Source organism: Streptomyces sp. NBC_00461 (assembly GCF_036013935.1).
Lineage (GTDB): Bacteria > Actinomycetota > Actinomycetes > Streptomycetales > Streptomycetaceae > Streptomyces.
The window spans coordinates 4,248,950-4,268,879 of the sequence record NZ_CP107902.1 but is presented as its reverse complement, the minus strand read 5'-3'; the positions used below and the strand labels follow the sequence as shown (position 1 = coordinate 4,268,879).

The following is a 19,930-nucleotide window of genomic DNA, read 5'->3' as shown; positions in this document are numbered from 1 at the left end:
AGCGCTCGCGACTGAAGACGACCGGGAATTCTTGAGAAGTCTCTTCGCGTCCAGTCTCGACCCCTTCTACGACGGAGATCACGAGGCGCACGCGGACAGGGTCCTCGACGCTCATCTCGCCGCGGGAACCGACAGCTACGGCCATTTCTCAGTGGCGCAGCGAACCTTTGTCCTCTGGTCGGACGGCTCGCCGCAAGCGCAGCGACTGGGCGTCCTGCACCTCGCGGTCAAACGGCAGGGAACTGTCAAGATCAGCCCGCTGATCCTGATTCCGAGCCGTCGCCGGCGCGACGGCTTCGGGAGCGTGCTCCTCCGCGCCGCCCTGGATTTCGCCTGGGAGCAGGGCGCTCGGCAGCTCTACTGCACGGTCGCCGCGGAGAACACACCGGCCATCACGTTCTTCACGCGCCACGGGTTCAGGCTCGCAGGGGAGTCGCCGAGCCAGTACAAGCCCGGCATGACCGAGCTGATTCTCTACCGCGGGCTCGTCGCGGCAGGCGGCGAGTCACCGTGTGACCTGCACATGCGCCTGTTCGAGGACGGCGACGCGGCCGTGGTGCGCGATCTCATCCTGGATTCAATGCCCAGCGCCTTCCAGGGCGTGGACGACGACTGGGTACGGGCGTTGTTCGATGGCCACGACCGCAGGTTCGGCAGGAACCTCAATCAGAAATACAAGATCATTTATGTGGCGGCCGACTCCTCCGGGGCGATCCAGGGAACCGTCGCCGCCGGCCCCAAGAAGGGCGACCCGGTGAAGCTCATGCCGCTGTGCGCGAAGTCTCCCGAAGCGTTCGGCTTCATGCTCGACGAGATACCCCGACTCTTCGGAACCCTGGGCCGGAAGCTCTATACGCATCAGCCGGCGTCGCCCGCGACCACTGCCCTCATGCAAGGGGGCGGATGGCGGCTCGAAGGGCTTATGCCGGCGGCCTACCATCCGGACTGGTGCACCGTCCAGTGGAGCCTCAGCTTGTGAAAACCTCTCCGGTGATCGGCGGTTGATGATGGGTGACCTCGATAACTCACGAGAAATGGCGGGGCCGCTCAGGTCGCGCTGGAAGTCCTTCGCCTGCTTGACGATCACGAACTCCAGGCGCCACTCGGCGGCCTCATGATCACCTGGACGAAAGGGCAGCATGCCTGACAGCACACCCGCCGAGGTCGCGATCGTCGGAGCAGGGATTATCGGCGGTGATTCACTCGGAGATGGAAGATATGGTGGGGAGTTGAGAATTCGTCCTGCTCCGCGGACCTCGTCCGATATCTGGTTCCGCTGCCCCCGGCCCATACCCGGTGCCCAGGCGCGCCTCGTCTGTTTCGCGCACGCGGGCGGCTCTGCTGCGGCCTTCCGCTCCTGGACCATGGGACCCGACGTCGAGGTGGTCAGTGTCCAGTATCCGGGTCGGGCCGATCGTTTCGGAGACCCGTTTCCCGAGAGTCTGGAGCAACTCGGCCGCGAAGTCGGCGAAGCGATCGCCACGCTGGACGAGCGCCCGACGGCCCTGTTCGGTCACAGCCTGGGCGCTCTGGTTGCCTATGAGGCGGCTCGTCATCTTGAGGAGATCGGTCAGGCACCCGTTCATCTGTTCGCCTCGGCGTGCCGTTCGCCGCAGGTCGCCGACAGCAGACCACCCATCGCAGGGCTGGACGACGCGACCCTCGCCGCAGAACTGATGAAGATGGGAGGCACCGATGCTCTGGTCCTGGAGGATCTGGAGCTGCGCGATCTGGTCCTGCCCTATATCCGTGCAGATTTCAACCTGCTTGAGGCTTACGAGCCATTGGCTGAACCACTCGCAGTGACACCGGTTCTGGCGCTCAGCGCAGTTGCCGACCCTTACGTAACCGGCGCGGAGATGGCCGGATGGTCGGGGGCCACGCAGGCCGGGTTCCGGATGGAGAGGTTCGCCGGAGACCACTTCTATCTGGTTCCGAGGCAGGAGGAGGTGCTCGCCATGCTCCGCGTCGCCCTGGGTGTGCAGGAGGGCCGGGGCTGAGCGGCAAGGGGAGGCTCCCCCGGAGGACTTCCTTATGCGGCTTGAGGCTCCAGGTGCGAGCGTGACCGGGCCGCGGTGACGGTTCGTTCGAACTCCGTGGGCGGCACTGTCACGTTGTTGAGCGTGGCCGATGCTGAAGGTGCGTCAGTGAGGAATTCCCTTTGGACCAGCCTCCGGCCGACCGGGAGGAACTGCTACGGAGCTTGGGCATGTGCGTGATCAACAGACTGTGGCCGCCGGTGGATCCCATCGGCGGGTGCGGGGCACCGGATGGGAGATGCCGTAGTCCTTCTTGAGCTGGTCGGGGATGGCGTAGTGCATGACGCGCCCGCGGGTGAGGGAGGACAGTTCGAATACGGTGGTGAGGTGGCCGAGGCGGTCCAGGGCCCAGGCACCGAGGGGGGAGCGGTCCTCGATGGTCTCCAGGACGCCGAGGAGGTGGGGCACGGCCTTCACGACGGTGTCCCACGACGTGCGCGGTACGTCGAGCCAGCCGGCGCAGGTGTCGCCGATGAGGTGGCGGATCAGAGCGGAGACGATCGGGTCGAAGAAGGTGCCGGGCACGATCTCCTCGTAGAGGTCGATGAGCTGCCGGGTCAGCTGCGCGCCCTCTTCGGAAGGCCCCATGTGCCGGATCATGTACAGGTCGAGGAACTGGCGGGCCTCGTCGAGGGTCTGGGGGACCGCGTCCTGGTCGACGCCGAGCACGGCTCCGACCACCCGCCACGCGTAGTAGTAGGCTTCCGCGCCTTCCTGTGACATGTGGATGCCGAGGCGGTGCAGGCTGTCCAGCACGAGCAGGGAGAAGAACATCTGGCCGCCGATCATGTCCTCCTGGCAGATCGGCACTCCCAGCGCGTCGGCGTCCCATCGGTTCTCGCGCCCCAGGTGGTGGCGGATGGAGGCGTGCAGGAGGCGGACCTTCTGGGCGGCGGGGATGAAGCGGCCGCCGGCTTCGAAGGCGTCGGGCTGCATCAGGTAGACGGTGAACTGGCCTGTCTCCGCCATCCGTTTGGAGGGGTATTTCAGTCCGTGGGTGGCCGACAGCAGCTTCGCCACATGCGGTACGACGTAGCAGGCGGGCATGGAGGCGAAGGACAGCGCGGTGGAGATGTGCACGTTGTTGTCGATGAAGAACAGCCGGGCCTTCTCCATCTCCGACCAGTCCACCCACGCCGGCGGGACACGGGTGGCCTCGAGGTACTCCCGCGCGACGTCGGGCAGACCTTCCGGCAGGGGAGCGCCGGCGCTGGAGACGTAGCGCATCAGGGTGTTGAACGTGCCCACCTCGCCGCGTTCGAAGAGCGTGGCGACGGTGGCGTCGGCGAGTTCGTCACCGGCCTGCCGCAGGGCGTCCATCGACGCGTCGGTGTACGTCATCGTCATGGCGGGGCTCCGTTGTGGCTGAGTTCTCAGAACTGGCGGTCCGCCGCGGAGCGGGCCAGTGCGGTCAGGGCGGTGTGGGCGGGGGCCGCCACGTCCAGCTCGTCGAGAGCACCGAGCGCCTCCTCCACCCGTACGCCGATCATGTCCTCGATGCGGTCGGGCGCCCTCAGCACGCGCATCACCTCGCGGACCGTGTCCAGGGCCTCCGAGTCCAGGCGGCGCCGGCCCAGCAGGGCGCGCAACCGCGCGCGGTCGTCCTCCCCGGCCAGGCGCCAGGTCTCTGCCAGCAAGGCCGTGGGCCGGTGGCCTTCCACATCGTCGGCGTTGGCCTTGCCGGTGCGTCCCGGGTCCCCGAACAGACCGAGCAGGTCGTCCCGCAGCTGGAACGCCTCGCCCAGCGGCAGCCCGTACGCGGAGTAGCCCTCGCGCAGCCGTGTGCCGGCCCCGGCCAGGGCGCCGCCGATCAGCAGGGGCTGCTCGACGGTGTACTTGGCGGTCTTGTAGCGGATCACCTTCAGCGACGCCGCGGTGTCCGGACCGGCTCCGGTACGCAGGATCTCCAGGCACTCGCCCGCGATCAGTTCCCGGGCCATCACCGACCACAGGGGGCGGGCACGGGCGAGGTACGCGGCGGGCAGGCCGCTGGTGGCGAACAACTGCCCGGCCAGCGCCATCAACAGGTCTCCCATCAGCATCGCCAGCGACCTCGCCGCCGCCGCACCGCGCGGACGACGCCGTACGGCATCGCGCAGGGCGACATGGGCCGTGGGGCGCCCGTGCCGCAGCGGACTGCCGTCGATGAGGTCGTCGTGAACGACCGCGGCGGCGTGCACAAGCTCCATCGACGCCGCCGCCCGTACCAGCGCGTCGCTGTCCGGCTGGCCCCCCGCGCGCCAGCCCCAGTAGCAGAACGCCGCGCGCAGGCGTTTGCCCTCTGCGACCGCGGCCTCCAACTGCACGGCCACCGGGCCCAGGAGCGGATCGATCGCGGCGAACTGATCGGCTTCCTGGGCGACGAACCGGCGCAGCACCTCGTCGATGCGGACCTTGAACGCGACCGGCTCCCACCGGTCAGTCATCATCGGCGCTCTTCCGAGCCGACACGCGCCGGGCGAGGATCTCCAGGTGAGCCGGAGGCACGGCCGCGTACCGGTCCAGCACCAGGCGCCCACGCGCCGCGAGGTCGTGCTCGGCCTGCGCGGCGAGCTCCGCGGCGTCCGAGCGGCGCAACAGCCCCCGTACCGCGCCGACGGCCGAACCCAGCGTGCTCACGGCCAGATCGGCCAGCCCGGCCACCAGCAGCAACGCCTGCCCGTCCAGGCTTTCGCGCCGTCCCGTTTCTCGCGTCATGCTCTTCCCCACCCACAGCCCATCCGGGCGGCGCCGGTCACGCGCCGTCCCTCCGAGCATCGCGTCACACCCGGCGTGAGTCCGGAAGAACTCACGAACGGGTGATCACATCGCTCGATCGTGCGGATCGCCGCTGCGGTGGCCCTGGACTCAGCAGTCCGGCGCCGGGCTGGTCACCGTGGCGGTTCCGCCGCCCACGCCTGCACGGTGCCCCGCCGTCCTCGCTGCGGCCGATACTCAGCCGGCCTCCCACGCGGGCCAGGCGCTGGGACATGGCCCGCAGCCCCAGGTATGGCGGCGCCCGCTTTAGGAGCGAGGTTGGGCAATCATGGGCGTGACCAGCGGATTACCTACCTCGGGCGGACGTCGGCGCACTGGCCTGGCCCCGGCGAACCCCAAGTCCCCGTGAGTCCCCGTCCGTTCTGGCACGAGAGTGGCACGGCCGAGGGCTTCCGTGGTCGGCTGCTCAACTCAGTTGACCGGAGGAGCCGCGGTTGCTCTACTGCGATGCCGGACCAGGGAGGACGTGTGGCAGAACTGCCGGAGAGTGTAGATCGCGACATTCTGGAAGGGCGCACCATCCTCGCAGTGAAGGCGATTCGTGAGGCACAAGGATGCCCGCTCCACGAAGCGGTTGATCTTTACCATCAGCGCTACGGAGAGCTTCATCCTGAGCCGGTCTCAGCCCAGGAAGCTCCCCGGCCCCGCGTGCTGCGGTTCGAGCAGGATGGCTCTTTGGTTGTGCTTGAGGGACGGCAAGACGGTCAGCAGCCGAAGAAGTGAAGAGCCGGGTCTCTGACCTGCGAACGTGTTATCGATCAACCCTGCGACCTCCGACTTGGCTGTCGGTGGTTGTCAGCGTTGGTCGTCGTTGAGCGCCCTTTTACGGCCCCCGGACGGCCCGGACGGCGCTCGAACTCACGCATGATTGGACCGATCGTGGGTACGCGCCTCCCGACGATCCGTCGTCCCGCGGGCGGTTCCGTGTAAAGGGTGCGGCGCTATGACTGAGATCCCGGCAGAGGTTTTCGAATCGGTGGCGCGGAAGGCTCTGCAAGACCTGTCCACCGCGGTGGACCTGCGGGCGCTGGAAGCACTGGCCGGCTGTGACGTGCTGATTCCCGCGATCGGCGGCATCCGATACACGCGTGACCGCAGTGAACTTGTGCGGCTTGTGCTGCCGGTGATCGAAAGCGTCAACGACGTCCCCGCGGTCATGGTCTTCACCTCCGAGGAACGGCTACGCAGTGCCTTTCCTCAGGTGCCCTGCTACAGGCCTGTCACCCTGCGGGACCTGGCCTCTCGCTGGCCGAGCGATGAGGTGGTGCTGGTGATCGACGCCGGGGACGAGGACGAGCTGACCCTGTCCGCGCACAGGGCGCGGTGGCTGCTCGGCCGATGCCTCGTGTGATCGCCAGGTCTGTACGGCTGTCTCGAACTCGGCGGTCGGCGTAGCGACGACGGGTGCTTGATGAGGTAGAGAAACCTGTAACAACTGCCTGGCCGGTACGGGTCTGGTGTCGATTGCGGCACACGGGGAACACTCTTGCCGCGTCCGGCGCGGGTCTGCGTGAGCTGATGACGAGGATGGGCCACAGCACACCTAGGGCGGCACTGATCTATCAGCACATGGTCAACGGCCGTGACCGCGAGATCGCCGATCGGCTCGGTTCGATGATCCGCAAGGAACGGGGTGAAGCGAACTCCTAGCGGGCTTTGTGGCACGGGTGTGGCACGGCCGTGATCATGCGAAAGGGCCAGTTCGAGAGGATCAAGCCTCTGAACTGGCCCTTAGTTGTGTGCCCCCGGCAGGATTCGAACCTGCGACACCCGCTTTAGGAGCATGATCATAAGGTTACTTGTCTTTCCTTGTCCGGCTTGATGTTTCGCTGTTCTCGCAGGTCAGCGGCCTGATGAGGAAGGCGGGGGAGTGATCTTTCGCGATCCTTCGCGGGCTTTCTCTGTCCTGCTGTTCCCATCAGGTTCCCAACTGAGGCCTTGGGAACGGTCTTCGAGAGCCGGCAGGAGGTGTCTATGAAGCTCCGTCGCCCAGTCGGGTTCCATTGAGCACCGCACATGCTTTGGAGGAGTAGCAGGGCTCGCTCCCTTGGCCCGGGAGTTGGGCCAGTGGACGTTTTCGCAGGTCAGCCTCCTGACACTGCAGGCTAGCCGGGCGCTGCCGGCTGCTGGGCCCGGTCGTCGGTGCTTGAGGCCGAGCAGAATGTGCTCATGCTTCGCGTCAGCCTATGGAATCACGTCGGAAACTGCCTGCAGGTGTACCGTGGATTGTGGGTTGCGCACTCTCACGTGTTGCGCCTGAAAGGACGGCCCCGGCGGTTTCACCGGGGCCGTTTCGGGGATCACGCTGAGCGTGCTGGCGCGGTCACACGGGCGCCACGGCCGCCCTCGGAGTCCCAGACTGCTTCTCGGGCCTGGTCGGCTTCTCTCACGATCCGTTGGAATTCGGCCCTCTCCAGCAGATCACTCGCTGTGTGGCTGCGCAGCGGACCGGTGGCCGCGGTCATCAGCCAGGCGGCGATGGCCGGATCCGTCTGCGGCGGAATCACCAGCAGGTCCCAGCGGCCGACGGTGTAGGAGAGCAGCAACAGCTTGTGGGGGTCTTGTTCGGCCTTGAACCAGCCGACGCTCATCACGTGCCCATCAACGGGCACCTTCCGTGGGATGACCGGCCACAGGGTCGGGTTCACCGTGACATGCGTGATGCGCCCCCAAAGGGGATCCAGCACCGCTGCCAACGCAGGAAGTTCCGCCGCCAGGTCGCGGGAGCGGGGCCACCAGGCGCCGTCCAGAAGAGCACCAGGGGTGTCCGTTGAGGCGAGCGCGAGACGCAGCGGCAGCGAAAAGGTCCGCTCCTCGACCGCCGACGTATACAGAATGGTCGCGGTCATGACGCGGACCTGTCCCCGGGCCGGTGTACACCGGCCCGGTGTTGTGAATCGCCGAGAACGACAGGAGCTCAGAAACTCTTATGCGAAATGTCCTCGGTAATTTCAGGATACTCCCGGATACAGCCCGCCGGGCAGTTTCGGGGTTACGGATATCGGGGCGTTTGACGGGTCTTCGAACTTGAGCCCTGTACTCGCTGGCGGTGCTGACCTGTCGTCACGATGGTGACGGTCGTGGTGGTTGTCGGCATCCGAATGCAGAGCGCCCGTGGTCATACCTGATCATTTCTGTTCTCGACGCAGAACGATCACGCAGGAGCCGCGGGCTTGGTCAACGATAGGACGTTGCTGCTCGACCTCGACGGGGTGTCCGTCGCACGTGTCAGCGCCTCCCGCAGGCCCTTCTCCGTGCTCAGGTCCGTGCCGCAGAAGTCGGAGATGAAGGAAGCGACGTTCACCCTGGTGCGCCGGTGGCCGTCGGCGTGGGCCACGGCCACCTCGATGCTGTCCGGGTCCGTGGTCAGGTCCAGTGCCGCCGCCCTGGCGCAGGGCGTTGGTGACGAGCTCCGAGACGACGAGGATCACGGTATCGGCGGTCTCGGCTGGGATCGTCGGCTGTGAGAGACCTCCGAGGAAATCCCGGGTGCTCTCGCGTGCGCCGGCGACGTCGCGGAGCGGACGGATGCGACGTTGACGCTCATCGTGTCCATCCGGTCACCCTGGTCTCTGGATCGTCAATGCCGGTCCTGTCTGCCCGGTGCTGTGCCCCGGCCTGCGGCGCGTTAACCGCACCTGGCCCTGGCTGTGGAGCGTGCCTGGCCGATCTCCCATGCAGTCAGGCGGGGAGGCTGTGGTGCTCGCCGGAGTCGAGGCGGCGTAACGGCACTGCTTGGAGCGGGTGCCCCGGCTGGAGTGGGGTCGCCGCCTGCCCCTTCTTTGGTCGAGGACGACTATCTCTCTGACCAGCGCACAAAAATCTGTGTCAGCCAGAGTAGACATTGAGCGGTGGTGTGGTTATGGTTTCTCTCGTAGCCGAGATCAAGCAAGGCCCGGCAGAGACGAACTGCCGGGCAGCAGTACACGCAGTTCGCAGGACGGTGCGGTGGTGGAGTTCCGAAGCCAGGGTTGTTGACGGACGGCGACGGGACTGACGGCCGGACCGGGTGGCCCGCAGTGATGAGGGGTCGCCGTGAGCAGTACCGCAGTGGCAATACGCGTAAGTGCAGTTCGCAGTACCCAGCAGTGAAATCAGTGAGCAGTACCTCGGTGAAGGCGTCGGCTGCGGACGCGCGCACCGGGAAGTTCGGCAGTGGGGTTCCAAGCCAGAGCAGACGCAGGACGGGCGACGGGGCTGGCTGCCGAAGAGTGGCGCTGTTCGAGGCCACACGCCGTTCGCAGTACCAGCAGTACGCAGTTCCCGTTTGGTAAGTAGCTCATCCAGAGGGAAGAACGGAGGAGTTGAGCGCCATCAGGATCGCCCGGCCGGAAGTCTTGGGTCCGGGTACCGCAGGACATCGATAGTGAGGTGGTCTCCGGTCAAGCAACCGCGATCCCCGCATTCCCCGCCCTCTCCCAGGTGGGCGCGCGGAAACAGAAGGCCGGCGCAGTACTAGGGCCGGCAGATGGTGTAGCAGTTCCTTCGGGGCCCTGGTGCCATACGGCACCAGGGCCCCTCCACGCGTTTCACAGAGAGGTGCAATGACAGCAGACGACTCGTTCGGCCGTCTCGATGACGACGACTACCCCGCCTACACCATGGGCCGGGCCGCCGAGATGCTCGATACCACCCAGGGCTTCCTCCGCGCCATCGGCGAAGCCCGGCTGATCACCCCGCTCCGCTCCGAGGGCGGACACCGCCGATACTCCCGCTACCAGCTGCGCATCGCGGCCCGCGCGCGGGAGCTCGTCGACCAGGGCACCCCCATCGAGGCCGCCTGCCGCATCATCATCCTCGAAGACCAGCTCGAAGAGGCCCGGCGCATCAACGCCGAATACCGCCGTGCCGCCGAGTCGGTCAATTCACCGCCCACAGTCTGAGGTGGCGCCCGCCAGGTACCGGGGGGTCCCGCACACGCGGGGGTGTGGCGCATGGGTCGCTTCCTGCGGTGACAGGTTGTGCGGACGTTTAGCGTCTGCGTCAGCTGTCATGGTTCGGAAGTTCCCCTTCGCCCACGTCGTCGGCGTGGGCATTCTGCTGTGCTGCCGCCGGACAGGGGCGATCACCTCCGCCTTCCGCATGTCGTGGGAGGCGTTCATCGACTGGAAGGCATGAGACATGGCTACGGGATCTGTGAAGTGGCAACGCGGAGAGGGCTTCGGCTCCATCGCCCAGGACGGCGGCGGCGCGGACGTCTTCGCCCGCTACTCCGCGATCAGCTCGTCGGGCTTCCGTGCCGGGTGGATCAATATCTATGACCGCGAGGTGAGGGTTTAACGCGCCACGCGGGGAGTGTTTTTACCGCAACTAACAGAGTGGAATTATTTATCGTACGCGGGCCGCTACCGCATGCTACTGTTGATCTCAGTTGCAGTTGTGGTTCCCAAAACTTCGAGCGCCTTCGCCGGTATTTTCGGCCACTGGAAGCGTTTGCGTATTGCCGGTCATTTTCCGGACGGGGCATCATCGCGGCGACCCGGTATCCGCGCATCGCGGGTCCCGGCGTACTGCCCCAAAAGGAGATATGACATGGCGTCAGGCACCGTGAAGTGGTTCAACGCAGCCAAGGGTTTCGGTTTCATCGAGCAGGACGGTGGCGGCCCTGACGTGTTCGCCCACTTCTCGAACATCGCCGCCCAGGGCTTCCGTGAGCTGCTCGAAGGCCAGAAGGTCACCTTCGACATCGCGCCGGGTCAGAAGGGTCCGACGGCCGAGAACATCGTTCTCGCCTGACACTGACGCGCACTTTGTAGCTGGGGCCCGCATCCCTCGGGGTGCGGGCCCCAGCTGCGGGCATTTCCCGCAGTGGTGCCACCTGTGGGACAACACCGCCCGCAGCCCCTTACCCAGGGATGCACTCCTCTTCGGAGCTGCACCCGTCGGCGTCCGGGATTTCACGTCCACATGACGTCACCCATTTCATCGCCTGTGCCTCGCACCGGATTCGCTGCAAACCAGATTCGCATTCCATTCGGCCCGTTCTTGTGATCCCCCGCGCTGCTCTTCCGCTGCGGGAATTCCTTGATACGTGCCGTATCAAGGAAGGTTCTCGATGAACCCCACACGTACGAACGGCCGCTCCTCCCGCCCCCGCCGCACCGACGGACCCGCTTTCGGCTCCGGCGCCCGTTCGGGGCGGGGCGACCGCCTCGCCCCGAGCCGTTCAGGGGGTCCGAGCCGCTCTGGCGGCCACGGCCACGGCCGGCGGCCCGCAGCGGTCCAGGGCGAGTTCGCCCTGCCGGAAACGATCACTCCCGCGCTGCCCGCGGTCGAGGCGTTCGCGGACCTCGACATGCCCGAGCAGTTGCTGGCCGCGCTCACTGCGCAGGGCGTGAGCGTCCCGTTCCCGATCCAGGGCGCGACGCTGCCCAACACCCTCGCGGGCCGCGACGCCCTGGGACGCGGGCGCACCGGCTCCGGCAAGACCCTCGCCTTCGGCCTGGCCCTGCTGGCCCGTACCGCCGGACAGCGCGCCGAGCCCCGCCAGCCGCTGGCCCTGATCCTTGTTCCCACCCGCGAGCTGGCCCAGCAGGTGACCGACGCACTCACCCCCTACGCCCGCTCGGTCAAGCTGCGCCTGGCCACGGTCGTCGGCGGAATGTCGATCGGCAGGCAGGCCAATGCGCTGCGAGGTGGCGCCGAGGTCGTCGTCGCGACGCCGGGCCGCCTCAAGGACCTCATCGACCGCGGTGACTGCCGACTGAACCAGGTCGCGATCACCGTCCTGGACGAGGCCGACCAGATGGCCGACATGGGCTTCATGCCCCAGGTCACCTCGCTCTTGGACCAGGTCCGCCCCGAGGGCCAGCGGATGCTGTTCTCGGCCACCCTCGACCGCAACGTCGACCGGCTGGTCCGCCGCTACCTCACCGATCCGGTCGTCCACTCCGTCGACCCGTCCGCAGGCGCGGTCACCACGATGGAGCATCACGTGCTGCACGTCCACGGCGCCGACAAGCACCGGACGACGACGGAGATCGCGGCGCGCGAGGGCAGGGTGATCATGTTCCTGGACACCAAGCACGCCGTCGACCGTCTGACGCAGGACCTGCTGAACAGCGGTGTCCGGGCCGCCGCCCTGCACGGCGGGAAGTCGCAGCCGCAGCGCACCCGGACCCTGGCCCAGTTCAAGACCGGCCACGTCACCGTCCTCGTCGCCACCAACGTCGCCGCCCGCGGCATCCACGTCGACAACCTCGACCTTGTCGTCAACGTCGACCCGCCGACCGATCACAAGGACTACCTCCACCGCGGCGGCCGTACCGCGCGGGCCGGCGAGTCCGGCAGCGTCGTCACTCTGGTCACCCCCAACCAGCGCCGCGACATGACCCGGCTCATGACGGCCGCCGGCATCGTGCCCCAGACCACCCAGGTCCGCTCCGGCGAAGAGGCACTCAGCCGGATCACCGGCGCCCAGACCCCCTCCGGCATCCCCGTGACGATCACCGCGCCGGTGGCCGAGCGGCGTAAGCGCAGCGCGGCCTCACGCGGCCGACGCAGCCCCGCTTCGGCTGCCCGGCGCGTGACCGTGCGGCAGTCCTCGTTCAATGCGGCGGCCTAGAACCTTCGTGATCAGGAAACTGACCCATCTCTGCAGGAGGCACGTTGTGACGCTTATTCAGATGCAGCCCCGCTCGGCGAATGCCACCCCCGTACACAGGACGGCGGCCGACATGGACACAGGCGCACCGCAGGTCTGCGACGACATGACCATCGAGGTCGCCCTGTCCGTCATGGACAGCGCCCGCAGTGGGCACCTGCTCGTCTGCGACAACGACGACCTGTGCACCCAACTGGTCACCCAGGCCCAGCTCGCCGCAGTCCGCGACAGCTCCGCGTACACGGACCGGGTCCAGCTGCGCGACATCCTCGGCGACCGCCTGCCGTTCACCTCGCCCGAGACCTCGATGGCCGAAGCCGAGCACGCCATGCGCTGCCGCCGGCTCGATGCCCTGCCTGTCGTCGACGAACAAGGCAGTGCTCTGGGCGTCCTCGCCCTTGCCGGCTGAACCGCCTCACCACGGCAGAACCATCCCAGTTCGTTCTTCTCCTTGTGAGGCATCATGCGCTGTGTCATCGCCCGCTTCCCGTTCGACCTCACCAAGAGCGGCGTCCTGGAATCGATGAAGGGCATCAGGCCCGAGCAGGTCTTCGGCGAGTCCGTGATCATCGGCCGCCGCACCTACCCCGTCAAGCAGGTCGGCCAGGTCGTCACGCGCCAGGACCGCCGCGATTTCAGCGCCGGCGAAGTCCTCCGGGCCATGACCCAGCTCGGCTTCACCTGCCGCGGGCTTCCCAAGGCCGCCGTGCCCAGGCGCGTCCTCAACCCGTTCCAACACGCTTCCGCGATGCTCGGCGCCCCCGCGGTCGTCTGACCGACGGGCAGGCGCGAGCCGCCGCCAAAACAGCGTTGAGGGCCCGACCGGCATGCACCGGTCGGGCCCTCAACGCATACCAGCGGCTTCCACACGCGGCAGGGGTCAGTGGTCGGAGTAGCTGAAGTCGCCCATGGTCCAGGCACTGACGTCCTCGATCGCCACGCGGTACATCCCGCCCGTCTCCGGGATCCCCACCGTGCCCTGCAGAATCCGCGCCACATGGAAATGCAGATGTGTGGGCGGCCCCTCCTTGCGCGCAGTAGCGGTGAAGGCGGCGGAGAAATCGCTCAGGCGGGCCGAGTCCGCCAGAACCTCCGACACCCGCTGCCTCCAGACGGCTTCGGGAGCCAGCCGACCCGTGATAACAGCACCACCGGCGACCACGGTCAGAGACATCTGATTGCTGTGCCCGGACTCCACCAGGGCGGCGACGTCAACGAGCAGTTCGTCAGGCTTCGACATGAGAGACGATTTTAATCACCGGCCGTCCGGTCAGCTTGAGCAGTGGTGCTACATGGAAGATGCAAGATCGAACCGCGCAGACGAGGACGTCGCGGGCCACTGCGTTCCTTCTTTGCCCAGCTAGGGGCTTGCAGGGAATCAAGGTGTTGCTTCCCGTCCTGATGCTTGTTGGTGTGGTATGCGCATCCCGGACGAGACTCGTGACCAACTCGCCGTGAAGTTCGCGGTGTTGCTCCCACATCTGGACGAGCGGCAGCAACGGCTGTTGACGGCCGTGGAGGCTCGCGTGCTGGTGCATGGCGCCGCTGACGCAGGTTCCGCGCCGCCAAGGAGGCCCGGGGACTGCCGACCGGACGCCCGGCGAAGCTGAACGCCACCAAACCGGGCCGAGGCCGCCCAGCGGATCGAGGACGGCGCGATCCCCGAGCAGGTCGCCGCCGAACTCTGCGTCAGCCGCTCCACGCTGTACCGAGAGCTACGCAAGCACCGCGAGCGCACCAGCCACAAAGACTGATCAGTGATCCGGGCCGCATCCCTGCTGGTCAGCGGTATCGGTTGTTTTCGCAGCGAGTACTACGGGGACCCCGAAGTGGTCGATGAGTGACCCCGGAAGCGCAAAAATGTCAGAAATATGAGCAATGTCCAGTTCGATGTTCCCAAGGCGTTCCCATTGCATGCCTGAAGGCCTTCCAAAGAGTTTCCCTGGAAGGCCTTCAGTGTGCTGACCTGCAGCTTTGTGGTGCCCCCGGCAGGATTCGAACCTGCGACACCCGCTTTAGGAGAGCGGTGCTCTATCCCCTGAGCTACGAAGGCGGGGATCTGTCGGAAAACGTGTCTGAAAACTATTGCCCAGATGGTGCGGGCGTCAGACGTGCTCCCGGCAGGGTGTGGCGGCATGGCTGGCGTGCAGCCGTGCCACCGCCCACAGTGTAGCGGCTGGCGCTGGTGTGTCTGAGGCGTTGGTCTTGCCGGCTGCCGGGTGGCAAGGCAGATCGGGCAGACAGCCCGGTGTGGGAGCCCAGGGCCGGGCGTCCGACCGTGAGGATGACGGGGTCAGGCCGCGAGGTCGTATTGCCCATGGGCCAGGCCTCGGGTGATGGAGTTGTCGACCCAGGCGTAGCCGATGTAGATCAGGAGGGCGGTGTTGGCGCCGTAGGTAGGGACGTGCTTGTGCGGGTAGCACTGGTCGAAGCGGGAGTGGTGACTCGCTGTCCTGGCGGAATCCCCTGAGAAGACGGTAGGCAGCAGCCGGTCCGCGTCCTCAGCCGACGAGTGGGACCGCGCGCAGGGTCCTGCGCCCCGGCAACGGCAGCGTGTGACGCAGGAGGGCTTGGTCGCCGACCTGCGCCGGGGACGCATGGAGTCACGTGTACTCGGCGACGAGACGATCAGCGTCGTGGCGTTCAGTCGCGAAGGCACCCGTCTGGCCGTCGGTGACGCCATGGGTCGGGTCACCCTCCTAATCCTGCAGAGAAGGTACCGGGGCATGCAGTTCACCGGATGCCACCGCCAGCACCGCTTTTCCGGAGACACGGCGCCCGCGGAGGGCCTTGGAGGCCTCGTCGAAGCGGTCCCAGGATCCTTGCCAGCCGATCTCGACGGTGAGGAACCCCTCAGCGGCCAGCTCCGTGAGAACCGCCAGGTCCGCGCCGACTCCGCCCTCGATGACGAAGGAGGTCAGCGACTTTGCCGGGCCGACGGTCGCATACGGCGGAAAGACTGCCGGCTCCCCGGATGTCCAGCCGACGCTCTGCACGCTGCCCCCGGGACTGAGCAGGTTCCATGCCGCGACCAGTTGAGGTCCGCCGACGCTGTCGATAACCACGTCGACCGGTCGCTGGAGTCCGTCCAGTCCGATCAGCACCTCGTTGGCGCCGGCCTCGGCCAGCCCCTCCCCGCGGGCTGCCGAGCCCACGGACGCAATCACGTGAGCACCGGCCCGCGCCGCCAGCTGGACGGCGAACCGGCCGACCCCGCCGGAGGCCCCGGTGACCAACACCCTTTCCACAACGGACCCCGGTAGCCGTTGCCCGTACTGCTTCCCACCCCCCCAGGTTATGGAGTCGCCCAACGGCATGACCCGTAAAGGCGTGTTCGAGGCGGCGGAGGCAGGTGCCACACCTGCTGCCGTCATCCCGAGCGCGGCAGTGACCAGCGTGATGAGGGGCAGGATCCAAGGCTTTCTCATGCAGACGTCCTCTTCTGCGAGTGAGCGCTGAATCTGGGGGCTGCTCGCCGTTCGTGTCGGCAACTCGGCTGCTGTGTCGTCCCGTTGGCATCGGCGGCCGCCTGACGTACTGGCAGAACGGCGTGGTGGGGAAGCGCTTGAGAGGGTGAGCGTCGGCAGCCGACCGAGCAGATCGTCGATGCGCTTGCCCATCGGCAGCGCGGCGGTGCGGAACGGAAGCCTCTCGGCGGCAGGCAGGGACGGAGAACGCACGAGGATGACCTCTAAGCGGGCTGGTACAGAGTGTTGAAGCGCTTCGACGCTGCCACCGCTTCTGTCGGATTGTCAATGACTGGAATGCAAGAAAATTTCTTCTTGTGGGCCCTCTTGTTCCGCGTGAAATGCGCCGTTAGCGTTCGCCGCCAGTGAAGCGCTTCGACACCCTCTTCGGGGAAGGGCCGCCGTCATGAGAAACGAGTTGAACCGCAGACGCTTCGTCGGCAGAGCCGCCGTCGTGGCGGGAGGGGTCGCGATGGCCTCTGTGCCCTCCGCGTGCGGAGACGGCGGGCCTCAGCAGACCGACGGGAACGGCACAGCGGGCCTGAAGAAGACGCTGCCCGCCCATGTGCCCGGCAAAGGCGGCAGGTACACCGCCCTCACTCCGGCTGCTGATGGAGCACGGCACCAGCACCGACAACGACCGTGATCGGGTCCTCGCCAAGGAGCCTGGGGACGTCCTGCGCCACACACCCGGCCACATCGCACGCGGTTCGCGGGGTGTCCCCTTCATGCGGCGGCAGTCCCGGGCCGGAGCCGAAACCTGGCCCTGCGGGACGGCTGCGCGGGCGGAGGAGAACTGCTCCTCCGGCGGCATGCGCTGGGACCACGCCCTGCTGTCCCGGCTGCAACTGCAGTCCACCAGCGACCAGCAGAACCTCCAGCTCTACGCGCCCATCGCCGCCTCCGCGCCCACCGCCGTCACCCCGAGCAGGGCGCCGTCTGGTCCTAGCCGCTGCCGGAGGACTCGGCGGACGAGGTGGCCTTCACCATGGCCAACGCTCTGCTCGGCCGTATGCATCTCTCCGGGCTGCTCCCGGAACTGCGCCCGCAGGCCCGCGCGCTCGTCCACGAGGCCGTAACCGTGTACAAGACCATCCGAGCCGACCTGGCCCAGGCCGTCCCCGCGTGGCCGCTCGGGCTGCCGGCCTGGGACGACCCATGGCTCGCCCTCGCCCTGCACACACCCACCACCACGTTCCTCACCGTCTGGCGCCGCCCCGGGACCGAGGCCACCACGGCTCTTCCTCTGACTCACCTCCGCGGCCACGCGGTTGACGTCGAGGTGCTCTACCCCGCCGCGACCCAGGCCGTCTCCTCCTGGAACCGCGACACCGCCGACCTCACGCTGACGCTTCCCACAGCCCCGTCCGCGGTACTGCTCCGCCTCGGCCACGTAGCGCCGGACGCACCCTGAGCGCGCTTACCCCCACCGGAAGGGATTGACGGAGTGTCAGGACATTGCGGGCGTACGCCACCGTGGCCAACCCGGTGATCCCCGGCTTCCGCCCCGACCCCGGTGACCGCCGCGTCGGTGGCGACCACCACATCGTCTGCTCCAGCTTCGAGTGGACACCACCAGTCCCCTGACCGCAGGGCCGTTGGCTCGCTCCTCCTGGGCACGACGGCCACCGGTCCACATCAGAAAGGCATGACTTGCCGATGTCCCCTGACTCGCACCTCTCCCGCCGAGGGCTGCTGGCCGCCGGCGCGGCCGCGGCCGCACTCCCTGTGCTCGCCCCCTCCACCGCATCTGCTCACGCGAACGGAAAGACCAGACGCACGCCGTACACCTTCCGCAACGCGGAGATAGTCGGTGGCGGTTTCGTCCACGGCATCGTCTTCAACCAGCGCGAGCCCGGACTCGTGTACGCCCGCACCGACATCGGCGGCGCCTACCGGCTGGACACGGCGACCAAACGGTGGATTCCGCTCACCGACTGGATCGGCTGGGACGAGTACGGACACACCGGCATCATCAGCGTCGCCACCGACGAGGTGGACCCCGACCGCGTCTACCTGGCGGCGGGCACCTACACCATGCCCGAATGGGACCCGAGCATGGCGGCGATCCTGCGGTCGACCGACCGCGGCCGCACCTGGAAGTCCACTGCCCTGCCGTTCCGGCTGGGCGGCAACATGCCCGGCCGGGGCATCGGCGAGCGGCTGGTGATCGACCCGAACCGCAACGGCATCCTGTACCTGGGAGTGCGCGGGGGCCACGGGCTGTGGCGCAGCACCGACCACGGCAGGACGTTCGCGAAGGTGACCAGCTTCCCCAACCCGGGCAACTTCGTCATCGACCCCACGGACCCCGACGGTTACAACGGCGACAACCTGGGCGTGCTGCAGGTCGTCTTCGACAAGCGCACCGGCAGAGCGGGCAGGGCCACCCGGACCCTCTACGTCACCGTCGCCGACAAGGACAACATCCTGTACCGGTCCACCGACGCGGGAGTGACCTGGGAACGCGTGCCCGGGCAGCCCACCGGCTTCATCCCGCACCACGCGGTGTTCGACCACGCCGGTGGCTACCTGTACCTGGCGACCAGCAACACCGCCGGCCCCTACGACGGTTCCAAGGGCGACGTGTGGAAGCTGGACACCGCCACCGACACCTGGACCCGCATCAGCCCGGTCCCCTCCACCAGCGACGACAACAAGTACGGCTACAGCGGCCTGACCATCGACCGGCAGAACCCGGACACCCTGATGGTGTCCACCCAGATCAACTGGTATCCCGACTGCCTCCTGTTCCGCTCCACCGACGGCGGCGCGAGCTGGACCCGCGCCTGGGAGCTGGGCACGGATTCCGGGCGCACCCTGCGCTACGACATGGACATCTCCGCCGCCCCCTGGCTGACCTGGAACGCCTCGCCGTCGCTGCCCGAGATGACCCCCAAGCTGGGCTGGATGATGGAGTCCGTCCAGATCGACCCCTTCGACTCCGGCCACTTCATGTACGGAACCGGCGCGACGATCTACGGCGCCGACAACCTGACCGACTGGGACAGCGGCGGCACGGTTCACCTGTCCGTGCGGGCGCAGGGCCTGGAGGAGACCTCGATCGGCTGCGTGATCAGCCCGCCCGCAGGTGCCGCTCACCTCTTCTCCGGCGTCGGCGACGTCGGCGGCTTCCGGCACACGGATCTCCACAAGGCGCCGAAGATGTACGACAGCCCGACCTTCGGCGCGACCCCGGCCATGGACTACGCGGAGCTGGCGCCCCACACCATCGTGCGGGTCGGCAACCCCACCAGCGGCTGGACCCAGCACTTCGCCATCTCCACCGACAGCGGCGCGACCTGGACGCCCTCGGGCAGTGAGCCGCCCGGCGTCACCGGGGCCGGGGTCGACGACCAGGCAGTCGCCGTCAGCGCCGACGGCAGGCGGATCGTGTGGTCACCGGCCGGCGCGCCGGTCAGCTGGTCCGACGACCACGGAGCGACCTGGACGGCGTCGAAGGGGCTGCCTGCCGGGGCCGCCGTACGCTCCGACCGCGTGAACCCGGCGAAGTTCTACGCCTGCGACTCCGGCGTCTTCTACCTCAGCACCGACGGCGGCAAGAGCTTCACGGCCACGGCGGCCACCGGTCTGCCCACCGCGGGCAACGTCCGGTTCAAGCCGGTCCCGGGTCACGAGGGTGACATCTGGCTGGCCGGCGGCACCACCAAGCCCGCCACCCCCACGCCGTACGGGATGTGGCGGTCGACCGACTCCGGTACGTCCTTCACCAGGTTCACGGCGGTGGACCAGGGCGACGTCGTCGGATTCGGCAAGGCCGCACCCGGCGCCAAGTACCCCGCCGTCTACACCAGCTCCAAGATCCACGGCGTGCGCGGCATCTTCCGCTCCGACGACGCGGGCCGCACCTGGACCCGCATCAACGACGACCGCCACCAGTACGCCTGGACCGGCAACACCATCACCGGAGACCCCCGGGTCCACGGTCGCGTCTACTTCGGGACCAACGGACGCGGAATCATCTACGGCGACCCCAGGTGAGGTCCGACTCCCGCACGCCGCGCTCCGCACCCGCCGTCCCGAAGGGGAGACCGACGTAGCCC

The 19,930-nt window shown here is 67.6% G+C and carries 22 protein-coding genes, 1 tRNA gene and 2 pseudogenes; 17 read left to right on the top strand and 8 right to left on the bottom strand.

Annotation, left to right across the window (positions count from 1 at the left end):
• The first annotated feature begins 31 nt into the window (after window positions 1–31).
• Together OG870_RS19910 and OG870_RS19905 are read left to right on the top strand one after the other, a co-directional pair.
• Window positions 32–979 (top strand): GNAT family N-acetyltransferase, encoded by a 948-nt coding sequence (locus OG870_RS19910; protein WP_266924770.1) that lies wholly within the window; start codon window positions 32–34, stop codon window positions 977–979.
• A gap of 160 nt (window positions 980–1,139) precedes the next feature.
• On the top strand, window positions 1,140–2,000 hold the full coding sequence (locus tag OG870_RS19905) for a thioesterase II family protein (RefSeq protein WP_266583819.1): 861 nt from the start codon (window positions 1,140–1,142) through the stop codon (window positions 1,998–2,000).
• A 219-nt stretch (window positions 2,001–2,219) separates the two neighbouring features.
• On the opposite strand, the gene OG870_RS19900 is transcribed toward OG870_RS19905, so the two are convergent.
• Genes OG870_RS19900 through OG870_RS19890 form a run of 3 tightly spaced genes read right to left on the bottom strand, consistent with a single transcriptional unit; the run spans window position 2,220 to window position 4,736 of the window.
• On the bottom strand, window positions 2,220–3,380 hold the full coding sequence (locus OG870_RS19900) for an oxygenase MpaB family protein (protein WP_327692322.1): 1,161 nt from the start codon (window positions 3,378–3,380) through the stop codon (window positions 2,220–2,222).
• A 32-nt stretch (window positions 3,381–3,412) separates the two neighbouring features.
• The gene (locus tag OG870_RS19895; protein WP_266516116.1) at window positions 3,413–4,468 is read right to left on the bottom strand and encodes a polyprenyl synthetase family protein; all 1,056 of its coding nucleotides are present in this window, start codon (window positions 4,466–4,468) and stop codon (window positions 3,413–3,415) included.
• Window positions 4,458–4,736 (bottom strand): polyprenyl synthetase, encoded by a 279-nt coding sequence (locus OG870_RS19890; protein ID WP_266516113.1) that lies wholly within the window; start codon window positions 4,734–4,736, stop codon window positions 4,458–4,460. Before OG870_RS19890 ends, OG870_RS19895 begins: the two co-directional genes overlap by 11 nt.
• A 528-nt stretch (window positions 4,737–5,264) precedes the next feature.
• On the opposite strand from OG870_RS19890, the gene OG870_RS19885 reads away from it, so the two are divergent.
• The 3 genes and pseudogenes from OG870_RS19885 to OG870_RS19875 all read left to right on the top strand — a co-directional run.
• A complete protein-coding gene (locus OG870_RS19885) occupies window positions 5,265–5,519 on the top strand; it encodes a hypothetical protein (RefSeq protein WP_266924766.1) in 255 nt (84 codons plus the stop codon).
• 220 nt (window positions 5,520–5,739) lie between these two features.
• Window positions 5,740–6,147, top strand: a complete 408-nt coding sequence (locus OG870_RS19880; protein ID WP_266583823.1) for an SseB family protein — start codon at window positions 5,740–5,742, stop codon at window positions 6,145–6,147.
• Between the two features lie 113 nt (window positions 6,148–6,260).
• A pseudogene (locus OG870_RS19875) lies at window positions 6,261–6,446 on the top strand (tyrosine-type recombinase/integrase); the annotation flags it as partial.
• A gap of 650 nt (window positions 6,447–7,096) precedes the next feature.
• On the opposite strand, the gene OG870_RS19870 reads toward OG870_RS19875, so the two are convergent.
• Window positions 7,097–7,645, bottom strand: coding sequence for a DUF5994 family protein (locus OG870_RS19870; RefSeq protein WP_266516107.1), 549 nt, complete (start codon window positions 7,643–7,645; stop codon window positions 7,097–7,099).
• Window positions 7,646–7,969: 324 nt separating this feature from the next.
• Between OG870_RS19870 and OG870_RS48190 the strand changes: the two genes are divergently transcribed.
• The 8 genes from OG870_RS48190 to OG870_RS19830 all read left to right on the top strand — a co-directional run bounded on the left by OG870_RS48190 (window position 7,970) and on the right by OG870_RS19830 (window position 13,174).
• Window positions 7,970–8,263: a hypothetical protein gene (locus OG870_RS48190; RefSeq protein WP_443063435.1), complete on the top strand. Its 294-nt coding sequence runs from the start codon at window positions 7,970–7,972 to the stop codon at window positions 8,261–8,263.
• Between the two features lie 1,077 nt (window positions 8,264–9,340).
• A complete protein-coding gene (locus OG870_RS19860) occupies window positions 9,341–9,679 on the top strand; it encodes a helix-turn-helix domain-containing protein (protein WP_266583825.1) in 339 nt (112 codons plus the stop codon).
• A gap of 109 nt (window positions 9,680–9,788) precedes the next feature.
• Entirely contained in the window at window positions 9,789–9,914 is a 126-nt protein-coding gene (locus tag OG870_RS19855; RefSeq protein ID WP_327691208.1) for a hypothetical protein, read from the top strand.
• A gap of 3 nt (window positions 9,915–9,917) precedes the next feature.
• Entirely contained in the window at window positions 9,918–10,076 is a 159-nt protein-coding gene (locus OG870_RS19850) for a cold-shock protein (RefSeq protein WP_405660538.1), read from the top strand.
• A gap of 252 nt (window positions 10,077–10,328) precedes the next feature.
• On the top strand, window positions 10,329–10,532 hold the full coding sequence (locus OG870_RS19845) for a cold-shock protein (RefSeq protein WP_266516097.1): 204 nt from the start codon (window positions 10,329–10,331) through the stop codon (window positions 10,530–10,532).
• A 319-nt stretch (window positions 10,533–10,851) separates the two neighbouring features.
• Window positions 10,852–12,360: a DEAD/DEAH box helicase gene (locus tag OG870_RS19840; RefSeq protein WP_266516095.1), complete on the top strand. Its 1,509-nt coding sequence runs from the start codon at window positions 10,852–10,854 to the stop codon at window positions 12,358–12,360.
• Between the two features lie 46 nt (window positions 12,361–12,406).
• Entirely contained in the window at window positions 12,407–12,808 is a 402-nt protein-coding gene (locus OG870_RS19835) for a CBS domain-containing protein (protein WP_266839957.1), read from the top strand.
• Window positions 12,809–12,862: 54 nt separating this feature from the next.
• Window positions 12,863–13,174 (top strand): SCO5918 family protein, encoded by a 312-nt coding sequence (locus OG870_RS19830; protein WP_266839959.1) that lies wholly within the window; start codon window positions 12,863–12,865, stop codon window positions 13,172–13,174.
• A gap of 105 nt (window positions 13,175–13,279) precedes the next feature.
• On the opposite strand, the gene OG870_RS19825 is transcribed toward OG870_RS19830, so the two are convergent.
• Window positions 13,280–13,639: a hypothetical protein gene (locus tag OG870_RS19825; protein ID WP_266516089.1), complete on the bottom strand. Its 360-nt coding sequence runs from the start codon at window positions 13,637–13,639 to the stop codon at window positions 13,280–13,282.
• Window positions 13,640–14,030: 391 nt separating this feature from the next.
• Between OG870_RS19825 and OG870_RS48185 the strand changes: the two are divergent.
• Window positions 14,031–14,153 (top strand): annotated as a pseudogene (locus tag OG870_RS48185) (helix-turn-helix domain-containing protein); the annotation flags it as partial.
• A gap of 223 nt (window positions 14,154–14,376) precedes the next feature.
• Here the strand turns inward: OG870_RS48185 and OG870_RS19820 are convergent.
• The 3 genes from OG870_RS19820 to OG870_RS19810 all read right to left on the bottom strand — a co-directional run bounded on the left by OG870_RS19820 (window position 14,377) and on the right by OG870_RS19810 (window position 15,635).
• A tRNA-Arg gene (locus OG870_RS19820) sits at window positions 14,377–14,452 on the bottom strand.
• Window positions 14,453–14,692: 240 nt separating this feature from the next.
• Entirely contained in the window at window positions 14,693–14,998 is a 306-nt protein-coding gene (locus OG870_RS19815; protein ID WP_266583831.1) for a hypothetical protein, read from the bottom strand.
• 100 nt (window positions 14,999–15,098) lie between these two features.
• On the bottom strand, window positions 15,099–15,635 hold the full coding sequence (locus tag OG870_RS19810) for a zinc-binding dehydrogenase (RefSeq protein WP_327691206.1): 537 nt from the start codon (window positions 15,633–15,635) through the stop codon (window positions 15,099–15,101).
• 1,219 nt (window positions 15,636–16,854) lie between these two features.
• Between OG870_RS19810 and OG870_RS19805 the strand changes: the two genes are divergently transcribed.
• From OG870_RS19805 to OG870_RS19795, 3 genes are all read left to right on the top strand, one after another.
• A complete protein-coding gene (locus OG870_RS19805; RefSeq protein WP_266516075.1) occupies window positions 16,855–17,280 on the top strand; it encodes a hypothetical protein in 426 nt (141 codons plus the stop codon).
• Between the two features lie 44 nt (window positions 17,281–17,324).
• Window positions 17,325–17,453, top strand: coding sequence for a hypothetical protein (locus OG870_RS19800; protein ID WP_266520619.1), 129 nt, complete (start codon window positions 17,325–17,327; stop codon window positions 17,451–17,453).
• A gap of 72 nt (window positions 17,454–17,525) precedes the next feature.
• Window positions 17,526–19,868 carry a xyloglucanase gene (locus OG870_RS19795; protein ID WP_266583839.1) on the top strand — a complete coding sequence of 781 codons (2,343 nt, stop codon included), beginning with the start codon at window positions 17,526–17,528 and terminating at the stop codon, window positions 19,866–19,868.
• Window positions 19,869–19,930: the final 62 nt, after the last annotated feature.